At 61.9% G+C, this 18491-nt stretch carries 13 protein-coding genes and 2 tRNA genes; 9 read left to right on the top strand and 6 right to left on the bottom strand.

What is annotated here, in order from left to right; translation table 11 throughout:
- The first annotated feature begins 6 nt into the window (after positions 1-6).
- The 7 genes from M2375_RS04330 to M2375_RS04360 all read left to right on the top strand — a co-directional run bounded on the left by M2375_RS04330 (position 7) and on the right by M2375_RS04360 (position 9275).
- The gene (locus tag M2375_RS04330) at positions 7-984 is read left to right on the top strand and encodes a FecR domain-containing protein (protein WP_259164176.1); all 978 of its coding nucleotides are present in this window, start codon (positions 7-9) and stop codon (positions 982-984) included.
- 118 nt (positions 985-1102) lie between these two features.
- A complete protein-coding gene (locus tag M2375_RS04335) occupies positions 1103-3631 on the top strand; it encodes a TonB-dependent receptor (protein WP_259164177.1) in 2529 nt (842 codons plus the stop codon).
- A gap of 565 nt (positions 3632-4196) precedes the next feature.
- Positions 4197-4850: a hypothetical protein gene (locus M2375_RS04340; RefSeq protein WP_259164178.1), complete on the top strand. Its 654-nt coding sequence runs from the start codon at positions 4197-4199 to the stop codon at positions 4848-4850.
- 406 nt (positions 4851-5256) lie between these two features.
- Entirely contained in the window at positions 5257-6237 is a 981-nt protein-coding gene (gene msrP / locus M2375_RS04345) for a protein-methionine-sulfoxide reductase catalytic subunit MsrP (RefSeq protein ID WP_259164179.1), read from the top strand.
- Between the two features lie 9 nt (positions 6238-6246).
- A complete protein-coding gene (locus M2375_RS04350) occupies positions 6247-6900 on the top strand; it encodes a sulfite oxidase heme-binding subunit YedZ (RefSeq protein WP_259164180.1) in 654 nt (217 codons plus the stop codon).
- A 180-nt stretch (positions 6901-7080) separates the two neighbouring features.
- Positions 7081-7794, top strand: coding sequence for a response regulator transcription factor (locus tag M2375_RS04355; RefSeq protein ID WP_259164181.1), 714 nt, complete (start codon positions 7081-7083; stop codon positions 7792-7794).
- Complete coding sequence (locus tag M2375_RS04360) at positions 7791-9275, top strand: sensor histidine kinase KdpD (RefSeq protein WP_259164182.1); 1485 nt, start codon at positions 7791-7793, stop codon at positions 9273-9275. Before M2375_RS04355 ends, M2375_RS04360 begins: the two co-directional genes overlap by 4 nt.
- Before the next feature lie 126 nt (positions 9276-9401).
- On the opposite strand, the gene M2375_RS04365 is transcribed toward M2375_RS04360, so the two are convergent.
- The 4 genes from M2375_RS04365 to M2375_RS04380 all read right to left on the bottom strand — a co-directional run bounded on the left by M2375_RS04365 (position 9402) and on the right by M2375_RS04380 (position 11320).
- Positions 9402-9492 (bottom strand) — tRNA-Ser (locus tag M2375_RS04365).
- A gap of 86 nt (positions 9493-9578) precedes the next feature.
- Positions 9579-9669: transfer RNA gene (locus tag M2375_RS04370), tRNA-Ser, on the bottom strand.
- A gap of 120 nt (positions 9670-9789) precedes the next feature.
- Positions 9790-10704, bottom strand: coding sequence for an SPFH domain-containing protein (locus M2375_RS04375; RefSeq protein WP_259164183.1), 915 nt, complete (start codon positions 10702-10704; stop codon positions 9790-9792).
- A gap of 175 nt (positions 10705-10879) precedes the next feature.
- Complete coding sequence (locus M2375_RS04380; RefSeq protein WP_259164184.1) at positions 10880-11320, bottom strand: NfeD family protein; 441 nt, start codon at positions 11318-11320, stop codon at positions 10880-10882.
- A gap of 158 nt (positions 11321-11478) precedes the next feature.
- Here M2375_RS04380 and M2375_RS04385 point away from each other — a divergent pair, with 158 nt between their 5' ends.
- Complete coding sequence (locus M2375_RS04385; RefSeq protein WP_259164185.1) at positions 11479-14034, top strand: arginine/lysine/ornithine decarboxylase; 2556 nt, start codon at positions 11479-11481, stop codon at positions 14032-14034.
- A 132-nt stretch (positions 14035-14166) separates the two neighbouring features.
- Here the strand turns inward: M2375_RS04385 and M2375_RS04390 are convergent, their stop codons facing one another.
- Together M2375_RS04390 and msbA are read right to left on the bottom strand one after the other, a co-directional pair.
- On the bottom strand, positions 14167-15063 hold the full coding sequence (locus M2375_RS04390) for a DNA ligase (protein WP_259164186.1): 897 nt from the start codon (positions 15061-15063) through the stop codon (positions 14167-14169).
- A gap of 126 nt (positions 15064-15189) precedes the next feature.
- On the bottom strand, positions 15190-16920 hold the full coding sequence (msbA, locus tag M2375_RS04395; protein WP_259164187.1) for a lipid A export permease/ATP-binding protein MsbA: 1731 nt from the start codon (positions 16918-16920) through the stop codon (positions 15190-15192).
- Between the two features lie 211 nt (positions 16921-17131).
- On the opposite strand from msbA, the gene tolB reads away from it, so the two are divergent.
- Positions 17132-18445: a Tol-Pal system beta propeller repeat protein TolB gene (gene tolB / locus M2375_RS04400; protein WP_259164188.1), complete on the top strand. Its 1314-nt coding sequence runs from the start codon at positions 17132-17134 to the stop codon at positions 18443-18445.
- Positions 18446-18491 lie beyond the last annotated feature (46 nt).

Raw genomic sequence — 18491 nt, forward strand, 5'->3', positions numbered from 1 at the left:
CAGCCCATGACCGCCTGGAGCCCGGCACCCGCGCCCATCATCACCCGCGAAGTGGCGATGCAGGCGGCAGAATGGTTTGTGCGCCTGCAAGAGGAGGCCGGCAGCGCCGATGCCCAGGCGGAGCTGGCACGCTGGCGGGCGCAATCGCCTGCGCATGAACGTGCCTGGCAGCGGGCGATGGCCGTCAGTCTGCAGGCGGGCTCCATTCCGGCATCGCTGGGCTCGCCCGCGCTGTCGCGGCCCCAGCGCCGTGCCACGCGCCGCGATACCGTGCGCGCGCTGGCGGTGCTGGTTGCCGCCGTGCCGGCAGGCTGGCTGGCCTGGCGCATGGCCCCGGTGCAGCAGTGGACGGCCAGCCACGCCACCGCCACGGGCGAATGGCGCAGCTGGACCTTGGCCGATGGCAGCCGTATGGTGCTCGATACCGCCAGCGCTGCCGATGTGCAGTTCGATGCGCTGCAGCGCCGCATCCATCTGCGCGCTGGCGCGCTCTATGTGGAGACGGCGCCCGATCCGCAGGCCAGCGCAAGGCCCTTTCTGGTGACCACCGAGCAGGGCGAGGTACGCGCACTGGGCACACGCTTTAGTGTGCGTTGTGGTGATGGATACAGCGATGTGGCCGTGCAGCAAGATGCCGTGGAGGTACGGCCACGCGGCGGCGCTGCAGCACTGCGCTTGCAGGCCGGCCAGCAACTGCGCTTTAGCGATCAAGACGCTGAGCAGCCACAAGCGGCGCAAGCCCGTGCCAGCCAGTGGGCGCAAGGCGTGCTGGCGGCCGACAACATGCGTCTGGATGCCTTTTTGGCCGAGCTGGCCCGTTACCGCAGGGGCTGGCTGCGCTGCGACCCGCAGGTGGCGGCGCTGCGTGTCTCGGGTGCCTTCCAGCTGGCCGATACCGATGCGGTGCTGGCCAACCTGGCCCATCTGCTGCCGGTGCAGATCAGCGCCCGAACCCCTTACTGGATCACGGTGCTGCCTTTGTAAAACGGCCTATGGGCTAGCGCATAAAAAATTTTCTGCAATTTTGGCCCCTTTGGCGGCGGTCGGCTGTCCTGGGTAGGGATAGCGAATTTATCTGTACCGACCCCAAGCAGGAAGCCTTATGCCAACCATCTCTCGTCACCCGCAAGCCGGCCAAGTATTGGCACAACCCATGCCCTCAACGCTGGCCCGCGCAGTGCAGGCCGCCATGCTCACCATGGGCGTCAGCGCCATGCTGGGGCTGGCCGTGCCGGCCCATGCCCAAACCGCCGCTGACCAGGCAACCGCAGCGGCTGGCGCGGCGCAATCCTTGCAGGTGCCGGCCGGGCCACTGCCTGCCGCGCTGGTGGCCTTTGCATCGCAAACCGGTGTCAGCGTCAGCGGCACGCCAGAGCTGGTCAGCGCTGTGCAGTCGCCCGGTGTGAACGGGGCCTTGCCCATCGCCCAAGCACTGCAGCAGCTACTGGCTGGCACGGGGCTGGAGGCGGTGCCTGCGGGTGCCCGCTCTTATGTGCTGCGCAAGCGCGTTGCGGCTACCCAGGCCCCGGTGGCGGGCGAGATGCTGCTGGCGCCGGTGATCGTGCAAGCCCAGGCAGACCGGGTAGCAGCCTCGGAGCACACGGGCTCTTACACGACGGCCGAGTCGAATACTGCCACGCGCATGGGGCTGTCGCTGCGCGAGACGCCGCAGTCGGTGACGGTGATCACCCGCCAGCAAATGGACGACCAGGGCCTGAGCAACCTGCCCGAGATTCTGGACAAGGTGACGGGCTTTACCGTGGGCCGCAATGACAGCGAGCGTGCCACCTTCTATTCACGGGGCTTTACGGTCGAGAACTTCCAGTTCGATGGCATGCCCAACACGATGGACTCGGCCAACCAGTACACCACCTCGTTGGCCGACAGCGCCATCTATGACCGGGTGGAAGTGGTCAAAGGCGCCACCGGCCTGCTGACCGGCGCGGGCAACCCGGGCGCGGTCGTCAACCTGGTGCGCAAGCGGCCGACCAAGGCGTTCCAGGCATCGGTGGAGGGCGGTGTGGGATCCTGGCGCAAGCAGCGCGGTGTGGCCGATGTAGCGGGCCCCTTGAACGCCGACGGCAGCGTGCGCGCGCGCATGGTGGCCGCCGCGCAGAATGCCGATTCGCATGTGGACTACTACAGCCGTGACACCCGCAACCTCTACGGCATTGTGGAGGCCGACCTAGCGCCCCGCACCACGGCGGCGCTGGGCATCGACTACATGCAGACCCGGGCCAACGGTGCCTCTTATGGCCATCTGCCGCTGTTCTTCTCAGATGGCGGGCAGACCCATTTCCCCACATCGCTCAACCCTGCTACGCGCTGGTCATACTGGAACAACGACAGCACCAACCTGTTTGCGGATCTAAAGCATGTGTTTGACAACGGCTGGAAGCTGGAGCTGGCCGGCAGCCACCTGCGCCAAAGCCGCGATGTGCAGGTGGGCGTGGCCGCTTATGGCCAGCTCGATCCGGTAACGGGGCAGGGCATCAACCGACTGTCGGTCAAAATCCCCACCACCTCGACCACCGACTCGCTCAACGCCGTGCTGTCGGGGCCGTTTGAGCTGCTGGGCCGCAGCCATGAGCTGACCTTGGGGGCGGGTTGGTCGCGCGGGCGCCGTGGAGCACCGGGCTACACCTCCAGCTACGACCCCGTGGACAATTATTTTGAATGGCAGGGCTATGCACCAGAGCCGCAATTTGATCGGATCAGCGACCGCAACGCGCGCCTGACCGAGAAGGGGGCTTTTGGCGCTGTGCGTCTGCGGCCTACCGATGCGCTGTCCGTCATTCTGGGCGCGCGGGTCAGCTGGTACCGGCTGATTGATGGGGACACCGATCTGCAAAGCGGTGTCTATACCCTCAACGACAGGCTGCAGGTGAGCCACAAAGTAATTCCGTATGCGGGTGTGGTCTATGACTTCAGCAAGCAATGGTCGGTCTATGCCAGCTATACCGATATCTTCAACCCGCAGACCTACTACAAGGATGCGGGCGGCACGGCCCTGCCACCGCTGACGGGCAAGAGCAAGGAAATCGGCATCAAGGCTGCGCTGCTGGATGGCAAGCTCAACACCTCGGTGGCGCTGTTCCACACCCAGCAAACCAACGCTGCGCAATATGTGGATTCCAACCCGGCTACTGGTGAGGAAATCTATATCGCTGCCAAGGGCGTCAAAAGCCGGGGCGTGGAGATGGAGGTCTCCGGCCAGATCACCCCGGCCTGGAACCTGTATGCGGGCTACACCTACCGCGAGTCGACCTTGGGCTACCAGCCCGATGTGATCCTGAGCGCGGTCAATACCAACCAGCCCAAGCACCTGGTCAAGCTGAGCACCAGCTACCGCCTGCCGGGGCAGTGGAAGCCCGTGACCGTGGGCGGCTCGCTCAGCTGGCAAAGCGAAACCTATTACCAGCAAGCTGGCGACCAGCAGTGGCGCGCCACCCAGCCGGCCTACACCTTGCTGGGGCTGATGGCCCGCTGGGAGGTGGATTCGCAGCTGTCGCTGGCGCTCAACTTGAGCAATGTGTTGAACAAAACCTATATGCCGGGCATGGGCTCTTATGGCACCGGCGTGTATGGTGATCCGCGCAGTGTTTATCTGTCGGCACGCTACCAGTTTTAAGCGCCGCCAGCACAGCCCTTGGTGCGCTGCTACAAGCTTGGGGGCGCTTTGTTGTGGCGCTTGGCGGGTGCTCCTCCCCGGAGGGGAGGGCGCCAAGCGGATTCCCGGAATATGGCGACGGGGATGCTTGGTGATAAATGAAACCAAGCTTTAAAAAATCTCGGGAGGTAATGGATTTGCAGGCGGATGCAAAGGAGTAACAAGGCATTAAATACTGCGGAGGTCTGCCTTTTATATCTTGTATACGTGTACCGCCATTCTTGCATTTCAGAACCTTAAACATCACGGTTCCCCATGTAGCCCGCCCGGTGCCCGGGTGCTGGGGGCGAGGGCGCATGGCGGTCTCTGCCAGCCGTATATAAACTGGGTATTTATTGCTATTGAATAATTTCCCCCGGGCTTCCATCTGGTGGTTATACAGATAGCCATTAATCACTGGGGAGGCATTTCATTTTCAAACAATTCCTGCGTGGTTTTTAAAAACCAAATAGTCTATCATTGAATCCTCGTTGATAGTCAATATCAATGAGTTTTTAAACGGTCTTAGCCACATAGGAGGCGATGTATGTTTATTCGATCCATCACCACAGCCGCAGTACTGCTGGCATTCCTGCCCGCACATGCGCAAACAGGGCCGGTGACGCAGGCTATGCCATCCGGCAACCCTTTCTTCAACACCATCGGCAATCCGCAAAATGCGGCGCCCATACCGCATCAGCAGCCCTTCTCATCCACCCGGTTCGAGCCGGTGGTCAACCCCGGGCGCCATGCCTTCAACCCGCCGTTGCGCCTTGCCAGCACGGTCATGCATGCCAGTCCATCGGCGCCACCCGGGGTGATCGGCAGCGCGTTCTTCCGTCTGTCGGCGCAACCCTATGCCGTCACGGACAGCGGTCCGTTCGGCGCTGATCCATCGCAGAACGTCTTCGACGAGCTACAGCGCGATGCGCCTCCCCCTAGCGCCCCGGACTTCCTTTTTCAGGAAGTGGAGCCCTACAGCCATCCGGCACCGACGGGCGTCTTGCCCTCTGCTGCCTCCCAGCCGCCTGCCTTCCCGGTAGCGGTAGAGGCCTTCAAGCACCATCTGGCGCGCAACAGCGTCTGGGGCATTTCCTCTTACGAGGAAGAGCCCGCCTGGTCCTGCATCGCTATCAACGGTATGGCTTGCCCGCCCAGCATGCAGCAGGGCATCTTCGGCCCAAACCCATTCCCGGCGTAGTTGTGCCATGTGTTTTTCCGTAGTGGTCTGGTAGCGCTGCCAGCCCTGGCCACCTCTGAATGGGGTGGCTTTTGCGCACCATCCTGGCGCCTAGCACTGCAGCACCGCCATGGTGGCCAGCAAAGTGGTGGTATGCCGGGGGCTGCAGATCTGGATAGCCCGCCACATTGCTTTCTACGACAATGGCTTTCGCGACCTGTGAGACGCTGCCACTGGTGACTGGCCGATTGCTGCTGCGGGCCGCTTGGGGCCAAGCGCTGTGAAGCAGCGCATTTATAACTTTTTGTTTAACAAATGCTGAGCAGTGGTTGAAATCTTTCCGCCGCACTTGGTGTCTATTCAGGGGTAACGCAGGCAGACCTCGTGATCTGCCTGATCTGCAATCACTGATTTCCGGAGCGCAACCATGCTGATACGTACGCACAACTCGGGCTTTGACCATGGCAACAGCAGCGAAATCACGCCGCAAGGCCTGTATTTCAGCCGGCGCGACCTGCTCAAATGGGGCGCAGCTGGCGGCTCGGTGCTGGCCTCCGGGGGCGCATGGGCCCAAGCGGCCAAGGCCGACAGTCTCAAGGCCCTGAGCTCGGTCAAGTCCACGGTGCCGGGTGCGCTGTCGATGGAGACCCCGACCTCGTTCCAGGATGCCAGCACCTACAACAATTACTACGAGTTCGGTCTGGACAAAAGCGATCCTGCGCGCTACGCCCATACCTTGAAGACGCGGCCCTGGACGGTGCGGGTCGAGGGCCTGGTCAACAAACCCAAGACCTTTGATATCGAAGAGCTGCTCAAGCTCAGCGCCCAAGAAGAGCGTATTTACCGCCTGCGCTGTGTCGAAGGCTGGTCCATGGTGATCCCCTGGATCGGTTACTCGCTCTCCAAGCTGCTGGCCCAGGTGGAACCGCAGGGCAGCGCCAAGTACGTGGAGTTTGTCACCTTGGCCGACAGCAAGACCATGCCTGGCCTGCGCAGCGGCGTGCTGGACTGGCCCTACACCGAAGGCTTGCGCATGGACGAGGCCATGCACCCCTTGAGTTTGCTGGCCTTTGGCATGTACGGCAAAGAGCTGACACCGCAAAACGGTGCGCCGCTGCGCTTGGTCCTGCCCTGGAAGTACGGCTTCAAAAGCGCCAAGAGCATCGTGACCATCCGCGTGTTGGAGAAGCAGCCCGGCACCGCCTGGAACAAGGCTGCGCGCAACGAGTACGGCTTTTACTCCAATGTGAACCCAGATGTGCCGCACCCCCGCTGGAGCCAGGCGACCGAGCGCCGCATCGGCGAAGGTGGCCTGTTTGCCAAGCGCCACAAAACCCTGCTGTTCAACGGCTATGAAGCCCAGGTGGGCCAACTGTATGCCGGCATGGACCTGCGCAAAGACTACTGAACGCCGCCGATGAGCTTGTCTGCCAAATCTGTGCAGCGGCTGCTGTTGCACCTGCTGTGTCTGTCACCCGCTGCATGGCTTTTTTACCTGGCGGCCACGGATGGCCTGGGCGCCAACCCGGCAGAGGCCTTGCTGCGCGCATTGGGCATTTGGGCGATCCGTTTTGTCTGCGTTGCCTTGGCGGTGACGCCGCTGCGCCAGTGGCTGGGCTGGAACGCGCTGGCCGCTTACCGGCGCATGCTGGGGCTCTATGCCTTCTTCTACGCCAGCCTGCACTGGTTGGCCTATGTGGTGTTCGACATGGGTGTGGACTGGAGCGCCATCGTCGCGGATCTGATCAAGCGCCCCTTCATTTTGATTGGCACCTTGGCCTGGTTGGTATTGCTGGTGCTGGCCATCACCTCCATCCCCCAGCTGATCCGGCGCATGGGTGGCAAGCGCTGGCAAATGTTGCACCGGGCGGTGTACGGCGTGGCAGCGCTGGCCGTGCTGCATTTTTGGTGGATGCGCTCGGGCAAGAACAACTTTGCCGAAGTGTGGCTGTATGGACTGGTGTTGGCGGGCTTGCTGGCAGCGCGCTGGGTTTTCTTGAAGCGCAAGCGCATGTTGGCGGCAGCAAAAGCAGCAAAAGCAGCAAAAGCAGCGCAGGCTGCGAGGGTTTGATGGCTGGCCTGGGGCCGCGCAGCTGGTTAACCGCTAGTGGCCTTTCAGCGCGGGTAGCGGTCCCGTACGCAGGCACCGCCCCGGCGCGGTGGACACCACCGCAGTCTATTTGCGCATGTTCGCGCCTCGCAGCCTCCGCATTGCGGTATTGAACACAGCGGTCTGCCGCACAATCACAGCATGAACGCCAGCAAACGTATCTTGATCGTCGAAGATGACGCCCCCATCGCCGAGCTGCTGCAGCTGCATCTGCGCGATGAGGGCTATGAGGTGGTGCACATGGCCGATGGCAACCAAGGCTTGCAAGCCTTGGAGCGCGGCGGCTGGGATGCCCTGGTGCTGGACCTGATGCTGCCGGGCGTTGATGGCCTGGAGATCTGCCGACGCGCCCGCGCAATGGCCTACTACGTGCCGATCATCATCACCAGTGCCCGATCGAGCGAAATGCACCGCATCCTGGGCTTGGAGCTGGGGGCAGATGATTACCTGGCCAAGCCGTTTTCAGTACTGGAACTGGTAGCAAGAGTGCGTGCGCTATTGCGCCGCAGCCAGGCCTTGGCGCAGAACGCCAGGTTGGATGCAGGGGTGCTGGTGTTGGGCAATCTGGTGATCGACCCGATATCACGCGAGGTAAAAGTGGAGGGCAGCCAGGTCGAGCTGACACCGCGCGAGTTTGATCTGCTGCATTTTTTTGTGCGCAACCCCGGTAAGGTGTTCTCCCGGTTTGACTTGCTCAACCAGGTTTGGGGCTACCGCCATGATGGCTATGAGCACACCGTCAACACCCATATCAACCGGCTGAGAACCAAGATCGAAGCCGATCCTGGCACGCCCCGGCGCATTCTGACCGTCTGGGGCCATGGCTACAAATGGGCGGAGGACACTACCCCATGAAGCTCGCTTCCACCACCTTGGCGCAGCGCCTGACCTTGGTCTTTGTGCTGCTGCTGCTGGCCTGCAGTGCGGCAACGGTCTGGCTGCAGATGCGGGTGTTTGACCAGCGCGAGCAAGAGGTGGTGCAGCGCCTGTCGCAAGATTTGGCGGCACGTATCGCCCGCTACCCCGAGCTGATGCGTGCCGACGGCCTCAACACTGGGGCCAGCCGCGAGTTGTTCGGCAAGCTGATGCAGGTCAATCCCAGCGTTGAGGTCTACCTGCTCGATGACGCGGGCGCCATCCAGGCTTACGATGCGCCGCCAGAACGCGTGCTGCGCCAAAGGGTCGATCTGGAGCCCTTGCAGCGCTTGTTTGCGGGTGCAGCTCTGCCCGTGTTGGGCGACGACCCGCGCAGCATGACCGAGCGCAAGGTATTCAGCGCTGCCCCTTTGATGCGGGGTGGCCAGAGAGCAGGGTATGTCTATGTGATCTTGCAAGGCCAGGGGCGCGACAGCTTGGCCGCACGCGTGAGCAGCGATGGGGCACTCCGCACGCTGCTCTGGTCGCTGCTCGTGGTGGTGGTGCTCGGTGCGGTAGCGGCAGCCGTGGCGTTTGGTTTGATCACCCGGCCGCTGCGGCGCTTGACGGCAGCGGTGCAGGAACTGCAAACCGATGGCCTGGCCGATCTCTCGCAAGCCCAAACCAAACTGCGGCAGGCCGCGCACGGTGGTGCCGATATTGCCGTGCTCAGCCAAGCCTTTGCACAGCTGGCGCAAAGAGCCTCGGAGCAATGGCAAAAGCTGCGCACCCAGGATCAGCAGCGGCGCGAGTTGTTCGCCAATATCTCCCACGATCTGCGCACGCCCCTGACCTCGTTGCATGGCTATCTGGAGACCCTGCAGGTCAAAGCGGATGTGCTGTCTCCAGACGAGCGGCGCCGTTACCTGGGCATTGCGCTTGACCAAAGCCGCAAGCTGGGCGATCTGGCGCAGAAACTGTTCGAGCTGGCGCGGCTGGAATACGGTGTGGTCAAGCCCGAGCCCGAGCGTTTCTTTCTGCCCGACCTGCTGCAGGACGTGTTCCAGAAGTTCGAACTGGCAGCCGAGGCCAAAGCGCAGCGCCTGCACGCCGTGATAGACCCCGATCTGCCCCCTGTCACCGCCGACCTAGGCATGCTTGAGCGCGTGCTGGTCAACCTGATCGACAACGCGATCCGCGCTACCCCGCAAGGCGGTGATATCCAGGTCGAGCTGCGCGCGGCGGAGCAGGGCCGCATCAGCGTGACCGTGCAGGATACCGGCCCCGGCATCCCGCCCGCGCTGCGCGACAGCCTGTTCGAACGCCCCACCTTGAGCCGCATGCACAGCCGCAGCGATGGCCGATCTGGGGGCTTGGGGTTGATGATCGTGCACCGCATTTTGCAGCTGCACGACAGCTCTATTGAACTGCTGAGTGGTGTGGGGGAGCCTGGTGCGCGGTTCCGGTTTTATCTGCGCTAGGCTGCATTGCCTGACCCAAGCCAACAACAAAAAAGGCCGCAAACCGAAGTTTGCAGCCTTTGCTTTGTGCGCCATCTGGTAGCGCCAGATTCAAAAGCGCTTGCGAGCTTTTGAATTAATTGACTGTGGCGGAGAAGGCGGGATTCGAACCCGCGGTGGGCTATTAACCCACACACGCTTTCCAGGCGTGCGACTTAAACCACTCATCCACCTCTCCGCATGTTTTGTACTTTTTAAATCCTGTGGTGGCCAGGAAATAAAAAGCCAAGCGTGGACAGCTTGGCTGACATTTCACCTGTTGACTGGCGGAGAGGGCGGGATTCGAACCCGCGGTGGGCTATTAACCCACACACGCTTTCCAGGCGTGCGACTTAAACCACTCATCCACCTCTCCAGTCGGTGAAGCGTGTATTCTAGCCTGAAATTTGGCGCCTTCCGGCAAAGCGGGGCGTTGTTTGGCAAAAATGCAGCGCGGCCCCAGTGGGCACGCGCTGCATGTGCGTTTGCCAGACGGTTACTGGCCCTTGCCGGTCTGGATCATGCGCATGGCCGACGTGATCAGGCTGGAGACCTCGGTCATGTTGCTGGGCACCACCAAGGTGGTGGTGGCATCGCTGGCCAGCTTGCCGTAGGCGTGCACGGCTTGCTCGGCCACCTTCAGTTGCACGGCTTGCTCGCCGCCCGGCTGGCGGATGGCTGTGGCAATGCGCTCCAGTGCCAGCGCGGTTGCGTCTGCCACGGCGGTGATCGATGCGGCTTCGCCTTGTGCCTTGTTGATGGCCGCTTGCTTCTCACCTTCGGAGCGGGCGATGAAGGCCTCGCGTTCGCCGGTGGCGATATTGATTTGTTCCTGGCGGCGGCCTTCGGAGGCGGCAATCAGGGCGCGCTTTTCACGCTCGGCGGTGATCTGGGCTTGCATGGAGCGCAGGATTTCTGCCGGTGGCGTCAAATCCTTGATTTCGTAGCGCAGCACCTTCACGCCCCAGTTGAGTGCAGCCTCATCGATTGCAGAGACGATCTGGGCATTGATCATGCTGCGCTCTTCAAAGGTCTTGTCCAGCTCCAGCTTGCCGATCACGCTGCGCAGCGAGGTTTGGGCCAGCTGGGTGACGGCCATGATGTAGTTGGACGAGCCGTAGCTGGCGCGCATCGGGTCGGTGACCTGGAAGTACAGGATCCCGTCCACTTGCAGCTGCGTGTTGTCGCGCGTAATACAGACCTGGCTGGGGACATCCAGTGGAATTTCCTTAAGGCTGTGCTTGTAGGCGACTTTGTCGACAAAGGGGATGATGAAGCGGGGGCCGGGGGCCAGGGTGCCGGCGTAACGGCCCAGGCGCTCTTTGACCCAGGCGTGCTGCTGGGGCACGATCTTGACGGACATCGCAATGAAAATGATGGCGATGACAAATATGATGATGGCGACTTCCATGGACTCTCCTCATGGGCGCATTGACAGTACAACGCGCCAGTTTTTCGGTGATTGGCTGGGGGTGGGCCCCTGGCTCAAAGGTCTTGGTCATTACACCATGGTGGTGTGACGGACCAAGCGGGGGTTGCGGGGCATGCGTTTGGCTGCGCCTGTTATGTTTTGTATGCCCCGGTTTTTAGTGCGCGGCCTGCTCGGCGGGTTCTACCAGCAAGCGGTTGCCTTCGAGCCGCACCACGCGGTAGGTGCCGGGCAGGGCAGGGTGTTGGCCCAAAAGCGCCGCTGTCCATGGCGCGCCACGGTAGCGTACCTGGGCGCTGCGGTCGGCGTCCCATTGCTCGATATGGATCTGCTCGCCAATGTCCAGGTGCATGTCCTGATCGCGCTCACCCGAGAGCAGTGAGCCGTGGCGCTTTTGGCGCATGTAGCAGGCGAGCACCGTGGCGGCGCCCACGATGGCTGCCACCAGGATTTGCACCACTTCGTTGGCGCCCAAGTGTGCGGCAATGGCGGCGGCGGCCATGCCGATGGCCACCATCAGCAAATACAGCGTGCCGGTGAGCAGCTCGGCGACTACGGCCAGGCCGGTCAGCAGCCACCACACGGTTGAAATCTCCATAGCTCCCTCCTTGTTCGATTAGGTTTGTTGCCCGATTGTGCGATATGCCGACCAATTTTGCGGCAATTGACGCGGGATACATAAAAAGGCGGTGCAAATTCCGTACACTTCGCGCCTGTTTCGATTGTTTTATTGAGGCCCGCACTGCGGGAACGCCCATGAAATTTCGCTTTCCCATCGTCATCATTGACGAGGACTTTCGCTCGGAAAACACTTCCGGCCTGAGCATCCGCGATCTGGCGCATGCCATCGAGGAGGAGGGCTTTGAGGTGCTGGGCGTGACCAGCTATGGCGATTTGAGCCAGTTCGCGCAGCAGCAAAGCCGTGCCAGCGCTTTTATCCTGTCGATTGACGACGAGGAGTTTCAGCTGGGCGGCGGTGATGACCCCATCATCCACAACCTGCGTGACTTCATCACCGAGGTTCGCCGCAAGAACCCGGATGTACCCATCTACATCTACGGTGAGACCAAGACCAGCCGCCACCTGCCCAACGACATTCTGCGCGAGCTGCACGGCTTCATCCACATGTTTGAGGACACGCCCGAGTTCGTGGCCAAGCACATTTTGCGCGAAGCCAAGAACTACCTCGAAGGCATCCAGCCGCCTTTCTTCAAGGCGCTGCTGGACTATGCCGAAGACGGCTCCTACAGCTGGCATTGCCCCGGCCACGGCGGCGGTGTGGCTTTCTTGAAGAGCCCGATTGGCCAGATGTACCACCAGTTCTATGGTGAGAACATGCTGCGCGCCGACGTCTGCAATGCCGTGGAAGAGCTGGGTCAGCTGCTGGACCACAACGGCGCGATTGGCGAGAGCGAGCGCAATGCGGCCCGCATTTTCAATGCCGACCACTGCTTTTTTGTGACCAACGGTACATCCACCTCCAACAAGATGGTCTGGCACCACACGGTGGCACCGGGCGATGTGGTGGTCGTGGACCGCAACTGCCACAAGTCCATCCTGCACTCGATCATCATGACCGGTGCGATTCCGGTGTTCCTCAAGCCCACGCGCAACCATTTCGGCATCATCGGCCCCATCCATGAGAGCGAGTTCTCGCCCAAGACCATCGAAGCCAAGATTGCGGCCAACCCGCTGCTGAAGGGCGTGGATGCGAAGAAGGTCAAGCCACGTGTTCTGACGCTGACGCAATCGACCTACGACGGCGTGCTCTACAACACCGAGACCATCAAGCAAAAGCTCGATGGCTATGTGGACAACCTGCACTTTGACGAGGCCTGGCTGCCGCATGCCGCCTTCCACCCCTTCTATGGCAGCTACCACGCCATGGGTAAGAAGCGCGCGCGCCCGAAGCACTCGGTGGTCTACGCCACCCAGTCCATCCACAAGCTGCTGGCCGGTATCAGCCAAGCTTCGCACGTGCTGGTGCAAGACAGCCAGACGCAAAAGCTGGACTTCAACCTGTTCAACGAGGCGTACCTGATGCACACCTCGACCAGCCCGCAGTACAGCATCATCGCCAGCTGCGATGTGGCCGCGGCCATGATGGAGCCGCCCGGCGGCACTGCGCTGGTGGAAGAGTCGATCCTGGAGGCGCTGGACTTCCGCCGCGCCATGCGCAAGGTGGATGACGAATTCGGTGAGGACGATTGGTGGTTCCAGGTTTGGGGCCCCGATGCCTTGGCAGACGAAGGTGTGGGTTCGGCCCAGGATTGGATCATTCGCGGCCCCGACGCTTCGCGCAAGACCAAGGGTAAGAACGGCAAGGAGTTCGATAACTGGCATGGCTTTGGCGATCTGGCCGATGGCTTCAACATGCTGGACCCGATCAAGTCCACCATCGTGACGCCAGGCTTGGACCTGGATGGCGACTTTGACGAGACCGGTATTCCTGCATCCATCGTCACCAAGTACCTGGCCGAGCACGGCGTGGTGGTCGAGAAGACGGGCCTGTATTCGTTCTTCATCATGTTCACCATCGGTATCACCAAGGGCCGCTGGAACACCATGCTGACGGCGCTGCAGCAGTTCAAGGACGACTACGAGAAGAACCAGCCGATGTGGCGCATCCTTCCCGAGTTTTGCCAGCAGCACAAGCGCTATGAGCGCATGGGCCTCAAGGACCTGTGCCAGCACGTGCACCAGCTTTACGCCAAGTACGACATCGCCCGTCTGACCACGGAGATGTACCTGTCGGACCTGACGCCAGCGATGAAGCCCTCGGATGCGTTTGCGCATATCGCACGCCGCAAGACGGACCGGGTGGAGATCGACCAACTCGAAGGCCGTGTCACCGTGGGCTTGGTCACGCCATACCCACCCGGCATTCCGCTGCTGATTCCGGGCGAAGTCTTCAACAAGAAGATTGTGGATTACCTCATGTTTGCGCGTGAGTTCTCCAAGCTCTGCCCGGGCTTCGAGACCGATATCCACGGTTTGGTGGAGTTGGTGGATGAGGACGGTGAAGTGCGCTACTACGCTGACTGCGTGGCCTTGGATTCCAGCGACCAGGCCGTGCAGACCCAGGTGGTCTCGGCCCCGGTGGCGTCGTCCAAAAAGCGCAGCCCCATGCTGGCTGGCAAGGCGCCCGCTTCATCGGCCAAAAAGCGCTCAACAGCGGCGATGAAGAAGTCGCTCCAGGCAGAAAAGCCCATGGGTGATGCCAGTGCCGGTCTTGTCTCGCCGGTGGCCAAAACCCCGCAGGCGGCGCCTAAGCCGCGCCGCGTGGCCAAGCCGCGCATGCCCAAGGTCTGATGGCCAGGCGGGTGTGGGCGGGGGGGTGAGTCCTCTGCCTTGCCCTGGCTGAAAAGCACGGCCTCATGAACTGCACCCCCTGGGTTGGACTCCCGTCCAACCCAGGGGGTGTTTTTTATGCCCAGTTGCGGCTCAGGGTGCCGGCCTTTTGTGGCTGGCGGCTGCGGGCGGCATGCCTTCTTCACGTACACGCCAGAATGTCGCAAAGCGTGGCTTGCCGCTGTCGTGCAGGCCGCGGTAGCGGTAGGTGACCCAGCTGCCAATGGCGGGAGGGTGGTGGCGCTGCGCATCACTGAGACCGCTGCCCAGCTTGAACGCAATGCCTTCGGCCGTGCGCACCAGCAAGGCGCCTGTCATGCCCAGGTACTTTCCGCGGCCGGGGGCATAGCCCACGACCTGGGCTTCGGCGTCTTCGTAGGGCTTGAGCTTGAGCACATCATCGCTGCGGCCGCTGCGGTACACGGCGCTGCCTTTGTGCAGCATCAGCCCTTCACCACCATCGCGCACGATGCGTTCCATATGCGCCATCAGGCGGGTCTCGTCGGTCTCGATCCATTGCGGCGTGGCCTGCACCCAGGGCTGCTGCACGGCAGCTACAAATTGCGTGATGGCCGGCAGGCGCTCGGTAAAACTGCCTGGCGCTGCGGGCGCGTCAAACACCATAAAGCGCAAGGCCTTCCAGTCAGCATCCAGCGGCAGGGCTTTGCGGGTGGTGGATTGGGCCCGTGCAAACTGCCCGCGCCCGGCCCAGAGCTCGCCCTCCATCGGCGTGCTGGGCCAGCCCGCCGTGTACCAGAGCGGGGCGGCGATGGCGATGCCCTGGCGTGTCCACAGCGCCCGGCCATCCCAGTAGCCGCGTACGCCATCGTATTTCTCGCTGACCCAGTATTGCTGCAGATCCAGCCCGCCCGGGTAATTTTGGGCCAGCCACAAGGCGGGCTTGTCGCTGGCGTGGGCCAGGGCAGTGAGGCATGAGAAAAGCGCTGCCCCTGCCAGCGCCCGCCACCATGGATAAGAAAGAATGCGCATGCAGCCCCCTGAGAGTGCGACCGGGATGATCGACTATCGGAATGCTATATCTGATAGCCTCCATCCGTAACCCGTGGCTGCACGATGGCGGGTAAGCAGATGTTGGGGGCTGCGCAGCTCGGGGGTTTAATGCGGCCGGGATTGCAGGCGTGCATAGAGCCCGCCCAAGTCCATCAGCTGTTGGTGGGTGCCTTGCTCGACCACTTGGCCGCGCTCCATCACCACCACACGGTCGGCATGCTCAATCGTGGACAGGCGGTGGGCGATGACCAAGGTGGTGCGGCCCTGCATCAGGCGCGAGAGGGCTTCTTGCACCAGGCGCTCGGATTCGGTGTCCAGGGCAGAGGTGGCCTCGTCCAGGATCAGAATCGGTGCGTTCTTGTACAGCGCACGGGCAATGGCCAAGCGCTGGCGCTGGCCGCCAGACAGCTGGTTGGCGTTGTGGCCGACGACGCTGTGGATACCCTGGGGCTGGCGCTCCACAAAGTCCTGCAGATTGGCAGCGGCCAGGCACTCCAGCAGGCGCTTTTCATCCACGTCCTGGCCCAGCGCCACATTGGCAGCGATGCTGTCGTTGAACATCACCACATCCTGGCTGACCATTGCAAACTGGCTGCGCAGGCTGTGCAGGTCCCACTCGGGCAAGGCCACGCCGTCGATGCTGATGCGGCCTTCGCTGGGTTCGATGAAGCGCGGCAGCAGGTTGACCAGGGTGGTTTTGCCGGCGCCCGAGGGGCCGACCAGGGCGACGACTTCACCGGGGTGGATGCTCAGGCTCAAATGGCGCAGCGCCGGTGCCTTGTCCACGCCAAAGCCGACGCTGACATCCTGCAAGCTGATGGCGCCACGCGCTTGCGCTGCCTTGTAGCCGCCGCCTTGTTCAGGGGGGATTTCCTCCAGCAGGCCCAAGCCGCGCTCCAGTGCTGCAACGCCACGGGTCAGTGGGTTGGCCACATCCGCCAGGCGGCGGATGGGCGCAATCAGCATCAGCATGGCGGAGATAAAGGCCACAAAGCCACCGACAGTCACATCCTTGGCATTGATGCCCGTGGTGCGGCTTTGCCACAGCGCGATGCAAATCACGGCTGACAGGGCCACCGCTGCCAACAATTGGGTCAGCGGTGTCATCGCTGCCGAGGCGATCGTGGCCTTGATGGCGAGTTGGCGCAGCTTGCGGCTGAGGATCTGGAACCGTCCGGACTGCCCATGCTGCGCAGCATGGATGCGCACCATGCGGTGTGCCAGCACGTTTTCTTCCACCACATAGGCCAGCTCATCGGTGGCCTGTTGGCTGGCCTTGGTGATGTGGTAGAGCCGCTTTGAGAGCTTTTTCATGATCCACGACACGCTGGGCAGCAGCACCGACACGATCAGCGTCAGCTGCCAGTTGAGGTAGAGCAAATACATCAACAGCGCAATAACGGTGAAGCCATCGCGTGAGAGCATCAGCAATGCCTGCACGATGAGGGTGGAGCCGTTTTGCACCTCATACACCACCGTGTTCGACAGCGCGCTGGCCGACTGCTTGCTGAACAGGCTCAGGTTGGCGTCCAGCACGCGACCAAAGAGGTTCTCGCGCAGGCGCATCATGCCGTCGTTGGCGATGCGAGCGAGCGCATATTGGTTGATGAACTGGGCCAGGCCACGGATAAAAAATACCCCCACGATCGTGACTGGCACTGCCCATAGCGGCAGGGTACCGCCGGTAAACCCCTGGTCGAGCAAGGGCTTGAGCAGGGCGGGGATGGCAGGCTCGGTCGCGGCAACGACGACGGTGGCCAGAATGGCCAGCACCCAAGTCCAGCGTTGATAGCCAAAGTAGGGCGCTAGGCGCGACAGGCGCGCGCGCAGTGGCATCTGCGCAACGCCGCTAGCAGGATTGTTGCCTGCTGTACCGGTGGATGCATCAGATGCACGCGCAGAAGATGGTTTTTCAGTTGTGGACATGTGGAGGTGATTCTAAAATGCACGGCTGTCGACGTTGGACGATAATAAAGAATTTGTGGGGTGTGTAACATCCTGCAGCCTTCAAGGCATGTCATGCATAGCGCATTTATGATGGTCGGTAATGACTAAAACACGCTTCCCATCTCTCATCACGGAGGCGGCCAAGCCGCTATTCCATCGTCGTCACGTTTTGGGTGCTGCTTTGGCGGCCCCTGCAGTCCCCGCCCTGGCACAGTTCCGGGTCGAAATCACTGGCGTTGGCATCAGGCAAATCCCTATTGCGCTGCCCCAGTTTCGTGGTGAAGACGGCGCGCCGCAAAAGATCTCCGCCATCGTGCAGGCTGACTTGGTGCGCAGCGGTCGTTTCAAATCCATCGACGCATCCGGCGAGCAACTGGACGAAAGCTCGCGCCCCGATGTGGCCAAGTGGACGGCCAATGGTGCGGAATACCTGTCGGTAGGCAGCGTCACCCGAGGCAGCAACGGTTTTGATGTGCGCTTCCGCTTGTGGGATGCAGTCAAGGGCGCTGACCTGGGTGGGCAGAGCTACAACGTGCCGCAAGCCGATCTGCGCTTGGTGGCGCACAAGATTGCCGACTACATCTACGAAAAAATCACGGGCGAGAAAGGCGTGTTCTCCACCCGCATCGCCTACGTGACCAAGGCCGGCCCCCGCTACACCTTGTGGGTGGCGGACTCGGACGGTGAGAATGCGCAGTCGGCGCTGGCCAGCCCAGAGCCCATCATCTCGCCCACTTGGTCGCCTGCTGGCACGCAACTGGCCTATGTGTCCTTCGAGTCGCGCAAGCCCGTGGTCTATGTACACGAGGTATCGTCCGGCCGCCGCCGCCTGATTGCCAATTTCCGGGGCTCCAACAGCGCGCCTGCCTGGTCGCCTGATGGCAGCACCCTGGCCGTGACCTTGAGCCGCGATGGTGGCTCGCAGCTCTACACCATCCCATCGAGCGGTGGTGAGCCGCGCCGCCTGATGCAAAGCAGCGGCATCGACACCGAGCCGACCTATTCCAAGGACGGTCGCTACATCTACTTTGTCAGTGACCGAGGCGGTGCCCCGCAAATCTACCGTGTCGGTACCCAGGGCGGCAACGCTGAGCGCGTCACGTTTAGTGGCTCCTACAATATTTCTCCTTCCATCAGTCCTGATGGCAGGACACTTGCCTACATCACCCGCGCCGGTGGTGGTTATAAATTGCAGGTCATGGATTTGGCTTCCAGCAGCGTAGCATCGGTCACCGATACCACGAGCGATGAAAGCCCCAGTTTTGCTCCGAACAGCCGACTCATCGTCTATGCCACCCGTGAAGGCGGTCGTGAAGCCCTCATGACCACCACGTTGGACGGCAAGATCAAGGCACGACTGGCAGGGCAGAGTGGAGACATACGGGAGCCCGATTGGGGCCCATACCAGCCCTAAGATTGGTTTTTGGCGAGTCATTATTTTTATACGAGAAAATCGTTTC

This window comes from Comamonas sp. BIGb0152, assembly GCF_024809975.1.
Classification (GTDB): Bacteria; Pseudomonadota; Gammaproteobacteria; order Burkholderiales; family Burkholderiaceae_C; genus Comamonas.

Bases quoted from the DNA above. Each gene is read 5' to 3' on its own strand.
- M2375_RS04385 (WP_259164185.1), top strand. From the start codon at position 11,479: ATGAAATTTCGCTTTCCCATCGTCATCATTGACGAGGACTTTCGCTCG.
- M2375_RS04335 (WP_259164177.1), top strand. From the start codon at position 1,103: ATGCCAACCATCTCTCGTCACCCGCAAGCCGGCCAAGTATTGGCACAA.
- msrP (WP_259164179.1), top strand. From the start codon at position 5,257: ATGCTGATACGTACGCACAACTCGGGCTTTGACCATGGCAACAGCAGC.
- M2375_RS04330 (WP_259164176.1), top strand. From the start codon at position 7: ATGACCGCCTGGAGCCCGGCACCCGCGCCCATCATCACCCGCGAAGTG.
- M2375_RS04355 (WP_259164181.1), top strand. From the start codon at position 7,081: ATGAACGCCAGCAAACGTATCTTGATCGTCGAAGATGACGCCCCCATC.
- M2375_RS04350 (WP_259164180.1), top strand. From the start codon at position 6,247: ATGAGCTTGTCTGCCAAATCTGTGCAGCGGCTGCTGTTGCACCTGCTG.
- tolB (WP_259164188.1), top strand. From the start codon at position 17,132: ATGACTAAAACACGCTTCCCATCTCTCATCACGGAGGCGGCCAAGCCG.
- M2375_RS04340 (WP_259164178.1), top strand. From the start codon at position 4,197: ATGTTTATTCGATCCATCACCACAGCCGCAGTACTGCTGGCATTCCTG.
- M2375_RS04390 (WP_259164186.1), bottom strand. From the start codon at position 15,063: ATGCGCATTCTTTCTTATCCATGGTGGCGGGCGCTGGCAGGGGCAGCG.
- M2375_RS04380 (WP_259164184.1), bottom strand. From the start codon at position 11,320: ATGGAGATTTCAACCGTGTGGTGGCTGCTGACCGGCCTGGCCGTAGTC.
- M2375_RS04360 (WP_259164182.1), top strand. From the start codon at position 7,791: ATGAAGCTCGCTTCCACCACCTTGGCGCAGCGCCTGACCTTGGTCTTT.
- msbA (WP_259164187.1), bottom strand. From the start codon at position 16,920: ATGCCACTGCGCGCGCGCCTGTCGCGCCTAGCGCCCTACTTTGGCTAT.
- M2375_RS04375 (WP_259164183.1), bottom strand. From the start codon at position 10,704: ATGGAAGTCGCCATCATCATATTTGTCATCGCCATCATTTTCATTGCG.